10 protein-coding genes are annotated in these 16,026 nt (G+C 65.1%); 9 read left to right on the plus strand and 1 reads right to left on the minus strand.

The window, feature by feature from the left end:
- Positions 1 to 353: 353 nt before the first annotated feature.
- The 9 genes from U0023_RS10560 to U0023_RS10600 all read left to right on the plus strand — a co-directional run bounded on the left by U0023_RS10560 (position 354) and on the right by U0023_RS10600 (position 14,530).
- Entirely contained in the window at positions 354 to 2,129 is a 1,776-nt protein-coding gene (locus tag U0023_RS10560; protein ID WP_040639272.1) for a type I secretion system permease/ATPase, read from the plus strand.
- A complete protein-coding gene (locus U0023_RS10565; protein ID WP_009493236.1) occupies positions 2,130 to 3,452 on the plus strand; it encodes an HlyD family type I secretion periplasmic adaptor subunit in 1,323 nt (440 codons plus the stop codon).
- A gap of 269 nt (positions 3,453 to 3,721) precedes the next feature.
- Entirely contained in the window at positions 3,722 to 5,956 is a 2,235-nt protein-coding gene (locus U0023_RS10570; RefSeq protein ID WP_009493235.1) for an alpha,alpha-trehalose-phosphate synthase (UDP-forming), read from the plus strand.
- Positions 5,957 to 5,978: 22 nt separating this feature from the next.
- Positions 5,979 to 6,731 carry a trehalose-phosphatase gene (gene otsB, locus U0023_RS10575; RefSeq protein ID WP_009493234.1) on the plus strand — a complete coding sequence of 251 codons (753 nt, stop codon included), beginning with the start codon at positions 5,979 to 5,981 and terminating at the stop codon, positions 6,729 to 6,731.
- A gap of 1 nt (position 6,732) precedes the next feature.
- On the plus strand, positions 6,733 to 8,541 hold the full coding sequence (locus tag U0023_RS10580) for a glycoside hydrolase family 15 protein (protein ID WP_009493233.1): 1,809 nt from the start codon (positions 6,733 to 6,735) through the stop codon (positions 8,539 to 8,541).
- Between the two features lie 175 nt (positions 8,542 to 8,716).
- Positions 8,717 to 9,658: a glucokinase gene (locus tag U0023_RS10585; protein ID WP_407667397.1), complete on the plus strand. Its 942-nt coding sequence runs from the start codon at positions 8,717 to 8,719 to the stop codon at positions 9,656 to 9,658.
- A gap of 66 nt (positions 9,659 to 9,724) precedes the next feature.
- Positions 9,725 to 10,840, plus strand: coding sequence for a succinylglutamate desuccinylase/aspartoacylase family protein (locus U0023_RS10590; RefSeq protein WP_040639271.1), 1,116 nt, complete (start codon positions 9,725 to 9,727; stop codon positions 10,838 to 10,840).
- Positions 10,841 to 11,186: 346 nt separating this feature from the next.
- A complete protein-coding gene (locus U0023_RS10595; RefSeq protein ID WP_009493230.1) occupies positions 11,187 to 12,770 on the plus strand; it encodes a peptide chain release factor 3 in 1,584 nt (527 codons plus the stop codon).
- Between the two features lie 170 nt (positions 12,771 to 12,940).
- Positions 12,941 to 14,530 (plus strand): ABC-F family ATP-binding cassette domain-containing protein, encoded by a 1,590-nt coding sequence (locus U0023_RS10600; protein WP_009493229.1) that lies wholly within the window; start codon positions 12,941 to 12,943, stop codon positions 14,528 to 14,530.
- A gap of 78 nt (positions 14,531 to 14,608) precedes the next feature.
- Here U0023_RS10600 and U0023_RS10605 read toward each other — a convergent pair whose 3' ends face one another.
- Positions 14,609 to 15,511: a sugar kinase gene (locus U0023_RS10605; protein WP_009493228.1), complete on the minus strand. Its 903-nt coding sequence runs from the start codon at positions 15,509 to 15,511 to the stop codon at positions 14,609 to 14,611.
- Positions 15,512 to 16,026: the final 515 nt, after the last annotated feature.

Below are 16,026 nucleotides of genomic sequence, written 5' to 3' on the forward strand. Positions count from 1 at the left end.
TTTACCAAAGGGTTATCTTTACAGTTAAGTGCTTACGTTACATGCCCTCTCCAAAATGAGAGGAGCGCCAGTAATTTATCGATAAACCGAACTTATTGTTGACATAGTTACATATAATAGGGTTACAAAAGATGGCGTAACGGAAAGCGACCATCTTGGGGCACCTCCAATACCCATAAGAGTGCTAGAAACCGGGCCTTCCAGGCCTAACCATAACGAGATACTCTTGTGGGGCCACAGCCCGATATCGCAGCCATCGCCAGATGGCGAACATTGTGGTAAGGTATAACCTTGCGCAATGGCTCTATCACCACGAAGGCACCGGGTTACCGCTCTGCCGATGGAAGAAGATTATGAAGCAGGCATCGAGAAATCGGGAAGAAAGCACAGAGGTCCAAGACGCTCTGAAGTCCTGCCTTCCCTCCTTCACCGGGGTTGCCGTGTTCTCGGCAGTGGTCAACCTTCTGGCCCTCACCGGCTCCATCTACATGCTCCAGGTCTATGACCGCGTGCTGTCGAGCCGAAGCATTCCCACCCTGATCGGCCTGTCGCTGATCACCCTCGCGGCCTATTCCCTCTCGGGCGGCCTCGACATGCTGCGCGGCCGCATGCTGGCGCGCATCGGCGCCCGCTTCGACGAGCTGCTCTCGCACAGGGTCTTCGACCTCGTGGCCACGATGCCCCTCAAGGGCGCCAAGCAATCCGAGAGCATGCAGCCGATCCGCGACCTTGACACCATCCGGGGCTTCCTGTCGAGCCTGGGCCCCACGGCCCTGTTCGACATGCCCTTCATGCCGATCTTCCTCATCGGCTGCTTCATGATCCATCCCGGCATCGGCGTTCTGTCGGTCGTCGGTGGCGTGGTCATCATCTTCCTGACCCTCTACACGGACGCCAAGAGCAAGGGCCCGTCCTTCGAGGTGACCAAAAGCGGCGCCGAGCGTCATGCCATGGCCGAGACCAGCCGCCGCAACGCGGAGGCCATCCGCGCCAACGGCATGCTCGGCTTCCTGGCCAAGCGCTACGACGAGGTGCATGTCCGTCACGTCAATGACGGTCTGCTCGCCAGCGAATCCTCGGCCGGCATCAGCGCCTTCGCCAAGGTCTTCCGCATGGTGATCCAGTCGGCCGTCCTGGGCCTTGGCGCCTACTACGTCATCCAGGGACAGATGTCGGGCGGCCTGATGATCGCCGGCTCGATCCTGATGTCCCGCGCGCTCGCGCCGATCGAGATCGCCGTCGCGCACTGGAAGGGCTTCACCGCGTCCCGCCAGGCCTATCGCCGCTTGCAGCACATCATGACTCTCGTGCCGGCCCAGGGCCAGCGCATGCCGCTGCCCGCCCCGAAGGCCGCCCTTTCGGTGGAAGACGTCTTCGTCGGCGCTCCCGGCGCCTCGCTGCCCATCGTCCAGTCCGCCTCGCTCCGGCTCCAGGCCGGCCAGGGCCTGGGCCTCATCGGCCCCAGCGCCTCGGGCAAGTCGACCCTCGCCCGCGCCCTCGTCGGCGTGTGGCCGACCCTGCGCGGCGAGATCCGCCTCGACGGCGCGGCGCTCGACCAGTGGGAGCCGGACTCTCTCGGCCGCCACGTGGGCTATCTCCCGCAGGATGTGGAGCTGTTCGAGGGCACCGTCGCCGAGAACATCGCCCGCTTCCAGCCGAACGCCAAGCCGGACGACGTCATCGCGGCCGCGCAGACCGCCGGTGCGCATGAGCTCATCCTCAATCTGCCGGACGGCTACGATACCCGGATCGGTGAGGGCGGGGCCTCCCTCTCGGGTGGTCAGCGCCAGCGCGTGGCTCTTGCCCGCGCGCTCTACGGAAACCCGTTCCTGATCGTGCTCGACGAGCCGAATGCCAGCCTCGACGGCGCAGGCGACGAGGCTCTGAACCAGGCCATCCTGGCGGTCCGCAAGCGCGGCGGCGTCGTCGTCGTCATCACGCACCGCCCGGCGGCTCTCGGTCAGGTCGACCAGGTCGCCATCATGGAAGAGGGCCGGATCAAGGCCGTCGGACCGCGCGACGAAGTTCTGCAGTCCGTCATGAAACGCAATGCGACGCCGGCACCGGCCCCGGTGCGGCCGCAGCAGGCGCCGGCAGCTCAGGCTGCGAACCTGCGAGAGGTTGGTTAAATGTTGGTCATTCAAGCTCCCCAAAAACCCTCCGTCCACCAGCGGGTCCTGCGGCAGTCGACCATCGGCGGTGTGGCCATGATCGCCCTCTTCGGCGGAACCATCGGTCTCTGGGCGGCCACGTCGACCTTGTCCGGCGCCGTCGTGGCCGGGGGCCAGTTCGTGGTGGATACCAGCGTCAAGAAGATCCAGCACTCGACCGGCGGCATCGTTGGCGAGCTGAAGGTCAAGGAAGGCGACCGGGTAGCCCAGGGCGATCTCCTGATCCGCCTGGACGAGACCCTGACGCGCGCCAACCTGCAGGTGGTGGCCAAGCAGCTCGACGAGTATCTGGGTCGCCAGTCGCGCCTGGAAGCCGAGCGGGATGGATCGTCCGAGGTCAAGACGCCCGAGGAATTCGCCGGCCGCATCAACGATCCGGCCGTCATCAAGATCATGTCGTCCGAGCGCACCCTCTTCACCGCGCGCGGCGCCTCCCGCGACGCGCAGAAGGACCAGCTCCGCAAGCGCATTGCGCAGTCCGAGGACGAGATCGTGGGCCTGAAGGCCCAGCAGACGGCCAAGGCCCGCGAGGCCGAGCTGATCGTCGCGGAGCTCAAAGGCGTTCGCGACCTGTATGAGAAGAATCTGGTTCCGATCACCCGCCTGAACGCTCTCGAGCGTGACGCCGCGAGCATCGAGGGCCAGCGCGGCCAGCTCATCGCCGCCGTCGCCCAGGCCGAGAGCCGCATCGCCGAGACCAAGTTCCAGATCATCCAGATCGACGAGCAGATGCGTGCCGAGGCCATGCAGGAGCTGCGCGAGATCCAGGGCAAGATCGCGGAATATACCGAGCGCCGCGTGGCCGCCGAGGATCAGCTGAAGCGCATCGATATCCGTGCGCCCAGCGACGGCTATGTCCACCAGCTGAACGTTCATACCATCGGCGGAGTGATCTCACCCGCCGAGCCGGTCATGAACATCGTGCCGGTGAACGACAAGCTCGAACTCGAAGCCAAGGTGCTGCCCAACGAGATCGACCAGGTGAAGATCGGCCAGAAGGCGACCGTGAAGGTCCACGCCTCGAATGCGCGCATGATCCCGGATCTGCACGGTACCGTGAGCCGTATCTCGGCGGACGTGTCCAGGGACCAGCAGACCGGCGCGACCTTCTACACGACCCGGATCGAGCTGCCTCAGGACGAGATCAAGAAGCTCGAGAACATTCACCTCATCGCCGGCATGCAGGCCGAGGTGTTCGTCGAGGTGAACCAGCGCACCCCGTTCGAGTACTTCTTCAAGCCCATGGAAGAGCAGATCGCCCGCGCTTTCCGCGAGCACTGATCCTTCCTGCCAGACAAGCAACGGAAAACGCGGTCGGGGCCCTGAGCCTCGGCCGCGTTTTCGTTGAGGCGCCTTGGGGCATGATCCAGCGCCGACGACACGTGACACAACCGCAGATCAGCCAAGCCTGGAAAGTTCCGCTCGGGAACCCATAACAGGGGCGTGGGCCGTGTTCTCCTGCGGCCCTCCATCGAAGGCAAAATCCGCGGTCCTCTTCCGGGCCGGCCCGCCTCGATGAAGGTCTTGGTTGTCTTGAGGAATTTAGCGTTTTGAGGATCATCTTCCGCTTTGGCGGTATCGCAATGCTCGTCGCGGCCATCGTCATCCTGGCCGTGCTGCCCTTTGCTACATCCTTCGTGGAACAATGGTCGCGCCGCGATGTCGAGCTGCGATCCCGCCTCGTCTTCAACTCCGTCCGGGACCAGGTCAGCGGCCTCCTGGCCCGCAACGATACCCAGCAGGCCGGCATCCTGTTCGAGCGCATCGCCACCGACGAGCGTGTTCTCGCCATCGGCTATTGCGACGGGCAGGAACTGCGCTTCCCCACCAGCAACATGCCGCCGTCCTTCTCCTGCCGGGAGGCCTCCAGATCCGACGCGGAAAGCTTCTCCGTCGTCAGGAACCAGGATCACAACATCCTGGTCAGCTCCTTTCCGCTGACCGCCGGGGGACGGACCGGGCATCTCGTGGTCCTGCACGACCTAAGCTATGCCGATCAGCGCGGCGGAGAAGCGAGGAATTATCTCTTCCTGGCTCTCGCCGGTGTCGCCTTCGGGGCCGCGGCCCTGGCGGCCATGATCGCGGCCCTCATCATGCGCCGCTGGCTGGCCTCCATCCGGCAGGCTCTCGAGAGCGCCCGCGCCGGCAATGCCAATCCGCCCGCGGAGGAGAACATCATCCCGCTCGGGCAGGAAATCCGCGACGTGCTCCAGGAACTGGAGGCCTCGCGGCGGACCATCGATGCCGCACATACGGACTGGAATCCCGACACCCTGAGGGCGGCCCTCGCCAACGAATTGTCGGGCTCGGAGGTCATCGTGGTGTCGAACCGCGAGCCCTACATCCACAATCGGACGGAGAGCGGCGAGATTTCCCTTCAGATCCCCGCCAGCGGTCTCGTCTCGGCCCTGGAGCCGGTGGTGCGTGCGTGTGGCGGCACCTGGGTCGCCCATGGCAGCGGCACGGCGGACCGGGAGACGGTCGATGCCAACGACCGCGTGCCCGTGCCGCCGAATCACCCGTCCTATACCCTGCGGCGCGTCTGGCTCACGGACGAGGAGCAGGACGGCTACTACTACGGCGCAGCCAACGAAGGTCTCTGGCCTCTATGCCACATCGCCTTCGTGCGGCCGATCTTCCGTGAGTCGGACTGGCAGTACTACCGTTCCGTCAACGAGAAATTCGCCGAGGCGATCGTGGCCGAGGCCAAGCGCGAGGATCCTATCATCCTGGTGCAGGATTACCATTTCGCCCTGCTGCCGCGCATGATCCGCGACCGGCTGCCCCGGGCCACCATCGTGACCTTCTGGCACATCCCCTGGCCGAATGCGGAGACCTTCGGCATCTGCCCCTGGCGCGAGGAGATCATCGACGGGCTCCTGGGCTCTTCGATCCTCGGCTTTCACACCCAGGCGCATTGCAACAACTTCATGGACGCGGTCGATTCCTACGTGGAAAGCCGCATCGACCGGGAGAAGGATTCGGTGTTCTTCGGCGGCGAGGAAACCCTGATTCGTCCCTATCCGATCTCCATCGAGTGGCCGCCGACCGCCATGGAGGGCCAGAAGCCCGTGGAGGAATGCCGCAGGATCGTGCGCGAGCGCCTGGGGTTGTCCCCGGACATGCGCATCGGCGTCGGCATCGAGCGCTTCGACTACACGAAGGGCATTCTCGACCGCATGCAGGCCATCGACGCGCTGCTCAACGAACATCCGGAATGGCACGGTAATTTTGCATTCATTCAGGTGGCGGCGCCTACCAGAAGCAAGCTTTCGAATTACCGGCAGCTCCAGGAAGAGGCCGAAGCCTTGGCGCGCGACATCAACGAGAGGCATGGCGGCAATGGATACGAGCCCATCAAGCTCCTCATTCGCCATCACGAGCCCGATCAGGTGTTCGAACTCTTCCGCGCGGCCGATCTATGCATCGTGTCGAGCCTGCACGACGGCATGAATCTCGTCGCCAAGGAATTCGTGGCCGCGCGGGACGACGAACAGGGCGTGCTCATCCTGTCGGCTTTCGCCGGGGCATCCCGCGAGCTGTCCGAAGCGTTGATCGTCAATCCATACAACGCCCACGCCATGGGCGAGGCCATCAACCGGGCACTTACCATGCAGCAGCCCGAGCAACGCGAGCGGATGCGGCTGATGCGCGATCAGGTCAAGGAGAGAAACGTCTATCGCTGGGCGGGCCAGATGCTGCTGGCCGCCTCCCGCCTGCGCAAGCAGCAGCGGATCAGGCGATTGATCGCCAGGGGGCGGAGGCTTGCGTCGGCCAATGCGTGAAACGCCTGCGAGACTCCATTCAATGCTCGATGCGAACAAGGACTATGCGCTCTTTCTCGATTTCGACGGAACCCTGGTCGATATTGTCGAGCGGCCCGATGCCGTGGTCGTAGACCCGGCGCTGCCGGACATCCTCACCCGGCTGCAGGAACGGCTCGGCGGTGCGCTCGCGATCATCAGCGGACGTCCCGTCGAGTTCCTCGATGCGCGCTTCGCGCCCGATGTCTTCGACATGGCCGGTCTCCACGGGCTCGAACATCGGATCGCCGGCCACCTCTCCATGTGCGATCCCGACGAGCATCCTGCCCTGCGCGAGACGGTCGATCGGCTGTGCAAGATTGTTGCGGACAAGGAGGGCGTCCTGATCGAGGACAAGGGCTGCTCCGTCGCGATCCATTGGCGCCTTGCTCCGCACGAGAAGGATTTCGCGCTCGCCACCGCTCATGCGGCCGTCGAGGCGCTGGGTGCGGATTACCGTGTTCAACACGGGAAAGCTGTGGCAGAAATCCTTCCTTCGGCGGCCGGGAAGGGCAAGGTGATCGAGCGATTCCTCCAGGAGGTTCCCTACAAGGGTCGGCGCCCGATCTTCATCGGCGACGACCTCACCGACGAGCACGGATTCAAGACCGTCAATGTTCATGACGGCCTGTCCGTGCGTATCGGCGCCGGGGATACCATTGCCAAGGTCCGCCTTGGAACGCCTGCGGATCTGCGACATTGCCTGTCCACGTGGGCCTTCGACGGGACGCTGCCTTTTAAAGGGGATGATTTCTGATATGAGTTCGCTAGATCTTGCCGTCATCGGCAACTGCACGATCTCGGCCCTGGTGGATCGCCGCGCGCAGATCGTCTGGAGCTGCTTTCCCCGCTTCGATGGCGATCCCGTGTTCTCCGCCCTTCTCGACAGCCCCGAGGGCCAGACCGATGCGGAGCAGAAAGGCATCTTCGCCATCGACATGGTCGGCATGGTCAGCTGCGAGCAGACCTATCTCGAGAACACGGCGGTTCTCGTGTCGCGCCTCACGGATTCGTTCGGCAACATTCTCGAGATCACGGATTTCGCGCCGCGGTTCAAGCATTACGACCGCACCTTCCGTCCGCCCATGCTGATCCGCCGGGTCTATCCGGTGAAGGGCCGCCCGCGCATTCGCGTGCGTTTGCGGCCTCATTACGACTGGGGCGGCTGCCCGCCGAACCTGACTCGCGGCAGCAACCACCTGCGTTTCGTCGGACCGGCCTATTCGCTGCGTCTCACCACCGACGCCTCCGTGTCCTACGTGCAGGACGAGCGCCCCTTCGTGGTGGACCGGCCCCTGTCGTTCTTCTTCGGCGAGGACGAACCGCTCCGGTCGGAGACGGATTCCACGGCCCGCGCGTTCCTCGACAGCACGGTCGATTTCTGGCGCGACTGGGTGCGGTCGCTCTCCATTCCCTTCGATTGGCAGGAAGCGGTCATCCGCGCCGCCATCACGCTCAAGCTCTGCAATTACGAGGAGACGGGCGCCATCGTGGCGGCGCTGACAACCTCGGTGCCGGAAGCGCCGCACACGAAGCGCAACTGGGATTACCGCTATTGCTGGCTGCGGGACGCCTATTTCGTCATCCAGGCCCTGAACCGGCTCGGCACCACCAAGACGATGGAAGAATATCTCACCTACATCACCAACATCGTCGACGACATGGAGGCGATCCCCGACCAGCGGGACATGCCGCCGCTCTTCAGCATCACGCGCTCGCCGGACCTGGAGGAGCGGGAGGCCACGGCGCTCGCCGGCTATCGCGGCATGGGGCCGGTGCGCGTGGGCAACGCGGCCTACACGCAGATCCAGAACGACGCTTATGGCAGCATCGTCCTGGCATCCGTGCACGCCTTCCTCGACAAGCGGCTGATCCGCACCGGCAACAGGGCCCTGTTCTCGCACCTGGAAAAGCTCGGGCACCGTGCCATCGAGGTTTTCGACCAGCCCGACGCCGGGCCGTGGGAGCTGCGCACCAAGGCGGCCGTGCACACCTTTCCGAGCGTGATGTGCTGGGCGGCCTGCGACCGCCTCATCAAGATCGCCGAAGCCATGGGACGCGAGGACCGGGCTGCGTTCTGGCGGGAGAATGCCGACCGCATGCACAGGGTCATCAACGAGCGTTCCTACAACCCCGAGAAGGGGACGTTCGTCTCCTCCTTCGACGGCGCCGATCTCGACGCGACGCTCCTGCTCCTGGCGGAACTCGATTTCGTGAAGGCCGACGACCCGCGCTTCATCGCCACTGTCGATGCGGTGGGCAAGGCCCTGCGGCGCGGCGATCTTCTCCTGCGTTATGATGTGGAAGACGATTTCGGCCTCATGCATACGGCTTTCATGATCTGCGGCTTCTGGTACGTGGATGCGCTGAACGCCATCGGGCGCAAGGACGAGGCGAAGGAATTGTTCGAGCACATCCTGAGCTTGCGCAACTCCTTCGGGCTCTTCTCGGAGGATGCGGACTTCACGACCGGCGAATTGTGGGGGAATTTCCCGCAGACTTATTCCATGGTCGGTCTCATCAACTCCGCCGTGCGCCTGAGCCGGAGCTGGGAAGAGGCGTTCTGATCGGCGGGCGGCGCATGGTGCGAAAAACGGATCCGATTGTTCGCACCGTACGTTGTTCGGAATTCGGCATCATGGCGATGCTCTGGGGCGTGAGTGGCGGAAAGGACGATAGGCTTCGATGTTTGCATTTCCTGTTCTGCTCGGGGATATCGGCGGGACCAATGCCCGCTTCGCCGTGCTGCCCGCGCCTGGAGCGGCCGTCAAACTCCTGCCGCGCACGCTGACGGCGCAGACGCCCGATCCGGTCGGAGCGATCAGGATAGCGCTCGAGGCCTATGATGGCCCCGCGCCCCGCTCGGCCATCATCGCCGTGGCGACCCGCGTCGATGCGCCCGCGATCCGCCTCACCAATGCCCATTGGGTGATCGATGCCGAAGCCATCGGCAAGGCGCTGGACCTCGAGCGCGTCACCCTCGTCAACGATTATACGCCGGTCGCCGCCTCCGTGGCGGTGCTCGACGAGGCCAAGGGCGACCTTGCCCCCATCGGGACGTTCGCGCCACCCAAGCACGGCGCGCGGGTCGTGCTCGGACCCGGAACGGGTCTCGGGGCAGGGGCCCTGGTCCCCGTCGAGGATCGCCTGGCGATCCTCGCGACGGAGGCAGGTCACATCGAATTCGGGCCGACGAACGACGAGGAGACCGCCATCTGGCCGCATCTGGAGCGGGTCGGCGGGCGGATCTCGGGAGAGGTCGTGCTGTCCGGCCCCGGCTTGTTCCGAATCGCCAAGGCGCTGGCCGCCCATCGCTGCGTGGACTGCCCCTTCACGATCCCGAACGACGTGCTGGCGGCAGCCCGCGAAGGCAACGCGCTGGCGGTGGATGCGCTGAGGCATTTCTCGCGCTTCCTCGGCCGCTTTGCCGGCGATCTGGCGCTCACCTTCGAATCCTCCGGCGGCGTCTTCATCGCGGGCGGCATCGCCCCCCGCATGATCGACATTCTCCAGTCGGGCGACTTCCGGGACGCGTTCGACCGCAAGGCGCCGCACGATGCCTGGGCCCGCAAGGTGCCGGTCTACGCCATCGTCAACCCGGAACCGGCCCTGGAGGGATTGGCCGCCATCGTGTCGAATCCGCAGCGTTTCATCTTCCAATCGCAAGGGTGGCAGGCTACCTGAAGGCACTGCTGGAAACGCATGGGGACGGTGTGGCCGTCTCCCGCGTCGGAAACCTTTTGGTTGCATATGAAAACAGAACAGATTGCTCTTTCGCCTCTCGCCCCCGGGGCGAACCTGTCCCTGACGGTTCAGCGCTTCGGACAGGCAGGGGCCCGTCCCCGCATCTACGTCCAGTCCTCGCTCCATGCCGACGAGATTCCCGGCATGATCGCGGCCCACCACCTGCGCGAGCGCCTGACGGCTCTCGAGGCCGAGGGACGCATCAAGGGCGAGATCGTCCTCGTGCCCGCCGCCAATCCCATCGGCCTCGCCCAGCGGGTGATGGGGGACCATATCGGCCGCTTCCATCTCGCCGATGGCGTCAACTTCAACCGGGGCTATCCGTACCTCGTCCCGAAAGTGGCCGAGCGGATCTCTGGCCAACTTACGCAGGACGGCGAGGCGAATGTCCGCCTGATCCGTGAAGCCCTGCGGGCCGAGCTGGAGGCCTGGCAGCCGTCGAACGCCGCCGAGGTCATGAAGAAGGCTTTGCTGGGCCTCGCCCAGGAGGCGGACATCGTGCTCGACCTGCACTGCGACTCGGAAGCCGTGGTGCATCTCTACACCCACACGCGCTCGGCCGAGGAATTCGCCCCGCTCTCCGCGCTGATCGGCTCCCATGCCTATCTGCTTGCCGACGAATCGGGCGACGAGCCCTTCGACGAGGCCTGCAGCCGCCCCTGGGCGGAGCTGGCCGACCGCTTTCCGGATCGCCCGGTCCCGTTCGCCTGCCATTCCACGACCCTGGAGTTCCGGGGCGAGCGCGACGTGACCCATGAAACCGGCCAAGCCGATGCGGCCGCGATGATCGATTACCTGATCCTGCGCGGCGCCATCGCCGGCGAGATGCCCCAGGTGCCCGAGGCCCTGTGCCGGGCGACCCCCCTGGCCGCCTCCGAACCGGTGCAGGCTCCGGAGAACGGCATCCTGGTGTTCAGGACCGAAATCGGCACGAAGGTGAAGGAGGGTGAGGTCCTGGCGGACGTGATCGACCCGCTGACCGGCGCCGTAACCCCGGCCAAGGCGCCTACCGATGGCGTGATGTTCGCCCGGGTCGCCGTGCGCTTCGCCACGAAAGGCATGCGGATCGCCAAGGTGGCCGGCACCACGGCCAAGCGGACGGGCAAGCTGCTCGGGGCGTAAAGGGAGTGGGTCACACCGGGCTGACCCTCGTAGCCCTCGGGACGATGCTAGAGATTGGAGCCAGCTCCAGACCAAAAAGAAAGGCCGCCCCGAGAGGCGGCCTTTCCATTGTCGGTTCCACGGCCCGCTTAAAGCCGGCCAGTTTGTGCGTTACGCACTAATCTCGGCAGAGGCCAAGATCCAGGTCACGGCAACCGGGGACCGTAGGGTATGACAATGAGACACTGGATCACCTCCTTTCGCTGTTGACGGGAAACCCCCATATGGGGTGAGAAGAGCACAGCAAAAGGGCGGGGCGCTGCGGCGTTCTGTCCCCACCGTCGTTCCCAGAGAATTTTTGACCGCCATGACCGATCTTCCGGCCCCCGTGGGCCGCCGCCGCACCTTTGCGATCATCTCCCACCCGGACGCGGGTAAGACCACGCTGACCGAAAAGCTCCTGCTGTTCGGAGGCGCGATTCAGCTCGCCGGCGAGGTGAAGGCCAAGAAGAACCGCGTCTCCACCCGGTCCGACTGGATGGGCATCGAGAAGGAGCGCGGCATCTCGGTCGTGACCTCGGTCATGACCTTCGAGTATGGCGGCTGCGTCTTCAACTTGCTCGACACGCCGGGCCACGAGGACTTTTCGGAGGATACCTACCGCACGCTCACGGCGGTGGATTCGGCCATCATGGTGATCGACGCCGCGAAGGGCATCGAGGCGCGCACGCGCAAGCTCTTCGAGGTGTGCCGCATGCGCGACATCCCCATCGTGACCTTCATCAACAAGATGGACCGCGAGGCGCGCAGCCCCTTCGACCTGCTCGACGAGATCGAGAAGACGCTGGCGCTGGACACCGCGCCTGTCACTTGGCCGATCAGCCAGGGCAAGAGCTTCGCCGGGACCTTCGACCTGCGCCGCAACATGGTCCGCCGCATCGATACCGACGAGGAGCCGACGGAGGTCGCGGGCCCGGAGGATCCGAAGTTGATGAGCCTGCTGCCGCCCGAGGAGGCGGATGCATGGCAGGAGGAGGTCATGCTGGCGCAGGAAGCCTGCAAGCCCTTCGATCTGCAGGCCTTCCGCGAAGGCCATCTCACGCCCGTGTTCTTCGGCTCGGCTCTGCGCAATTTCGGCGTGCGCGATCTCATCGACGCGCTGGCCTCCTATGCGCCGCCGCCGCGCGGCCAGGAGGCCGACAAGCGCCTTGTCGAGGCGGGCGAGCCGAAGATGTCGGGCTTCGTGTTCAAGATCCAGGCGAACATGGATCCGAATCACCGCGACCGCATCGCCTTCATGCGCATCTGTTCGGGCAAGCTCCAGCGCGGCATGAAGGTGAAGCTCGTGCGCACGGGCAAGCCCATGAGCCTGAACTCGCCGCAGTTCTTCTTCGCCCAGGACCGCGCCATCGCGGATGAGGCCTGGGCGGGCGACGTGGTCGGCATTCCCAACCACGGGACGCTGCGCATCGGCGATACGCTCACGGAGGGCGAAGACATCGTGTTCCGCGGCGTGCCGAGCTTCGCGCCGGAGATCCTGCGCCGCATCAAGCTGCAGGACGCCATGAAGGCGAAGAAGCTGCGCGAGGCGCTGCAGCAGATGGCGGAGGAAGGCGTCGTTCAGCTCTTCGTGCCGCAGGACGGCTCAGGCGCCATCGTCGGCGTGGTGGGCGCGCTGCAGCTCGACGTGCTGAAGGAGCGGCTCGCGGCCGAATACGGCCTGCCGATCGATTACGAGCCGACGCGCTTCTCGATCTGCCGATGGATCACGGCGGACGATCCGCGCGAGCTCGACAAGTTCATCGAGAGCCACCTGTCGTCCATGGCGCGGGACCTCGACGACGCTCCGGTCTTCATGGCGCCGAACATGTTCAACCTTCAGTACGAGGTCGACCGCTACAAGGCGATCCGGTTCTCGGACGTGAAGGATTATCAGAAGAAGGCGGCCTGACGGCCTTGTGACGAGGAAGCGCCCGGCCGCAAACTTGCGGCGGGGCGCAGCCTTTTGTATATGTGACACCGGACGCCCGAGAGGCGTTCGTTTCGACAGGATGTGTGCCGCAATGGATTTCAACCGGACAGCAATGCCGACCTGCCTTGCCACCGGGGACATCCATTTCCATGCCTGCTTCGATCACTCTCTCCCATCTTTCATGGTCCGCGCCTGACGGGCGCTCCCTCCTTTCCGATCTCGACCTGAGCTTCGGTCCGGAGCGGACAGGGCTCGTCGGCCGCAACGGCGTCGGCAAGACCACGCTGCTCCGATTGATCACCGGCGCGCTGCCGCCCCATGCGGGCAGCGTCACCGTTCATGGCAGCCTGGGGATCTTGCGCCAGACGGTGCAGATCGACCCGGCCGGGACCATCGCGTCCCTGTTCGGTGCCGTCGATGCGCTGGCGCTCCTGCGCCGCGCCGAGACCGGTGAGGCATCGGCCGAGGAACTGGCCGGCGCCGACTGGACGCTGGAGGCTCGCATGGCTTCCGCTCTCGCGGACGTCGGACTCGACGTGCCGCCGGAGACATTTCTGTCGAACCTGTCGGGCGGGCAGAATACGCGAGCCCGCCTTGCGGCGCTGATCTTCGCCAAGCCCGACTTCCTGCTCCTCGACGAACCGACGAACAATCTCGACCGGGACGGACGCGACGCGGTGCTGGACCTCCTCGAACGCTGGAGGGGAGGAGCGATCGTCGTCAGCCATGACCGCGAACTGCTCGACACCATGGATGCCGTCGTCGAGCTGACCTCGCTCGGTGCCACGCGTTACGGCGGCAACTGGAGCCGGTACCGCGAACGCAAGGCGCTGGAACTCGCGGCGGCTCGGCGCGATCTGGCGGACGCGGAAAAGCGTGTGGCCGAGATCGACCGTAAGGCGCAGGAGGTCGTCGAGCGAAAGGCGCGCAAGGATGGCGCGGCCAAGCGAAAACGCGCCAGGGGTGACATGCCGCGCATCCTCATGAACGGGTTGAAGAACCGCAGCGAGGAAACGAGCGGCAGCAACGCCCGCCTTGCCGAGCGCCGTCGCGTGCAGGCTCACGAGGAGGCTGCTTCCGCGCGCGAACGCATCGAGATCCTGCAGCCGTTCTCCGTGGTGCTTGCGCCGACGCATCTGCCTGCCGGCAGGACGGTTCTCGCTATTGATGCCGCGAGCGTCGGCTACGAGCCGGAGCGGCCGATCCTGCGCGATCTCTCGTTCACCATCGTCGGGCCGGAGCGCGTCGCCGTCACCGGGCCGAACGGATCGGGCAAGACCACGTTGCTGGCGTTGATCACCGGGCAGCTGCAGGCCTGGACCGGGAGCGTGAAGGTCATGACGGAATTCGCGCTGTTCGACCAGCAGGTGAGCCTGCTTGATCCGTCTCTCACGATCCGCGACAATTTCCGCCGCATCAATCCGGATGCGAACGAGAACACCTGCCGGGCCGCTCTGGCCCGTTTCATGTTCCGGGCCGATGCGGCGTTGCAGCCCGTCTCAACATTGAGCGGAGGGCAATTGCTGCGCGCGGGCCTCGCCTGCGTGCTGGGTGGGCCGAAGCCGCCCGCCTTCTTGATTCTCGACGAACCGACGAACCATCTCGATATCGATTCCATCGAAGCCGTCGAGGCGGGGCTGCGCGCCTATGACGGGGCGCTCTTGATCGTCAGTCACGACGGGGCGTTTCTCGAATCTGTCCGGATCACGCGCCGATGGAATCTCGGGGACACGACATGACGCTCTCGTGAAAGGGGCGGGCATCGGGCGTAACGTGGGAGCGCCGTCCGATGCTGCAATCGGGAGAGGGCGTAGGGCTCAGGCGGCCAGCTTGCGCTCGGCGTAGCGCTCCTGCACCTGCGAGATGTCTTCGATGCTCGGCAGGCTCGCCTCGTTGCCGAGATGCTGGATCGCATGGGCGGATGCCGCGCGGGCGAAGATGAAATGCTCGCGCCAGGGCAGGTCGGGGCGGGCCATGGCGGAATAGACATAGGCGCCGTGGAAGATATCGCCGGCGCCGTTGGTGTCCACCACGGCGTCGCCGGGAACGTTCAGGGCCGGCAGGACGCTTTCCTGCCCGGTCTCGTCGTACCAGACGAGGCCGCGCTCGCCCAAGGTCACGCCGCCGATCTTGCAGCCGCGGCTCTTGAGGTATTCCAGCATCCCGGACGGGCTCAGGTCCATCTGCTCGCAGAGACGCTCGGCCACGATGGCGACGTCGATGAATTCCAGGAGTTCATGGGTGTTGGAACGCAGGCCGCCGCCGTCGAGCGAGGTCAGGATGCCGGATTCGCGGCAGATCTTCGCGTAGTGCATGGCCGCGTCGGCCTGGTGGCCGTCGAGATGCAGGGCTTTGCAGCCCTGGAGGTTCAGTGGCGGCACCGGGTGCAGATAGTGATCGTCGCGGCAGCGGACGATGGCGCGCTTGCCGCCCCGGGGCATGATGAAGGACAGGGACGATTCATGGACCTTCCTGTGGTGGACCGAGATGCCGTACTTCGCCGCCATGTCGATGAACATCCGGCCGAGCCAGTCGTCGGCGATGGAGGTCAGAAGGTCCGGCGCGATTCCGAGCTTGGCGCAGGCGAAGGCGGCCGTGACCGCGTTGCCGCCGAACGAGATCGCATAATCACGCGCCACGGTTTTCTCATCCCCCGTCGGAAGCTCGTCCGCCAGGAAGGTCACGTCGATATAGGTCTGGCCCACGAAGAGAGCATGCATGGCTGAAATCGTCTCGGATCTGGATACGATGCGGGAAGTCTTGGACGAGCAGGGCCGATTAGGCAAGCTCTTCCGGCCCAGGGGCTGGGCGAGGCGGGCCCGGTGATCCCGATCCCCTGACGCCGAGCCTCACCGGATCGGGATGGCCGGGACAGGCCCGGCCATGACGGCCCGGGTGCACGTTGATCGGTTCCTGTCAAAGAGCAGCACCTTGGGGCCCGCAGCTTGCGCTGCGAGCCTTTCAGGGATCGAGGGTGGCGCGACGGGCCGTCCGGCTCGCTTATGGAGATTAGCTAGAATAGCCGGAAGGCCGCTTCGCGCACGGTTCTTTTAGGCGTTTCGACTTGGACCAGCGCAGGGCTGCCAAGGGCCTCCTGCCGCCGGCTGCGTGACCGGCGGACAGGACCGTGCCGGATCCCACACCGTGCGACGCCTCGCGAAGCGCGCCCCTCGTCGGATCAGGCTGTGCAACGATATAGCCAAGGTTCATCCCCCTGTCAAGAACAAAGTGAGAA

It is taken from the genome of Microvirga lotononidis, assembly GCF_034627025.1.
Classification (GTDB): domain Bacteria; phylum Pseudomonadota; class Alphaproteobacteria; order Rhizobiales; family Beijerinckiaceae; genus Microvirga; species Microvirga lotononidis.

Bases quoted from the DNA above. Each gene is read 5' to 3' on its own strand.
- U0023_RS10560 (WP_040639272.1), top strand. From the start codon at position 354: ATGAAGCAGGCATCGAGAAATCGGGAAGAAAGCACAGAGGTCCAAGAC.
- U0023_RS10565 (WP_009493236.1), top strand. From the start codon at position 2,130: ATGTTGGTCATTCAAGCTCCCCAAAAACCCTCCGTCCACCAGCGGGTC.
- otsB (WP_009493234.1), top strand. From the start codon at position 5,979: ATGCTCGATGCGAACAAGGACTATGCGCTCTTTCTCGATTTCGACGGA.
- U0023_RS10580 (WP_009493233.1), top strand. From the start codon at position 6,733: ATGAGTTCGCTAGATCTTGCCGTCATCGGCAACTGCACGATCTCGGCC.
- U0023_RS10590 (WP_040639271.1), top strand. From the start codon at position 9,725: ATGAAAACAGAACAGATTGCTCTTTCGCCTCTCGCCCCCGGGGCGAAC.
- U0023_RS10595 (WP_009493230.1), top strand. From the start codon at position 11,187: ATGACCGATCTTCCGGCCCCCGTGGGCCGCCGCCGCACCTTTGCGATC.
- U0023_RS10600 (WP_009493229.1), top strand. From the start codon at position 12,941: ATGCCTGCTTCGATCACTCTCTCCCATCTTTCATGGTCCGCGCCTGAC.
- U0023_RS10605 (WP_009493228.1), bottom strand. From the start codon at position 15,511: ATGCATGCTCTCTTCGTGGGCCAGACCTATATCGACGTGACCTTCCTG.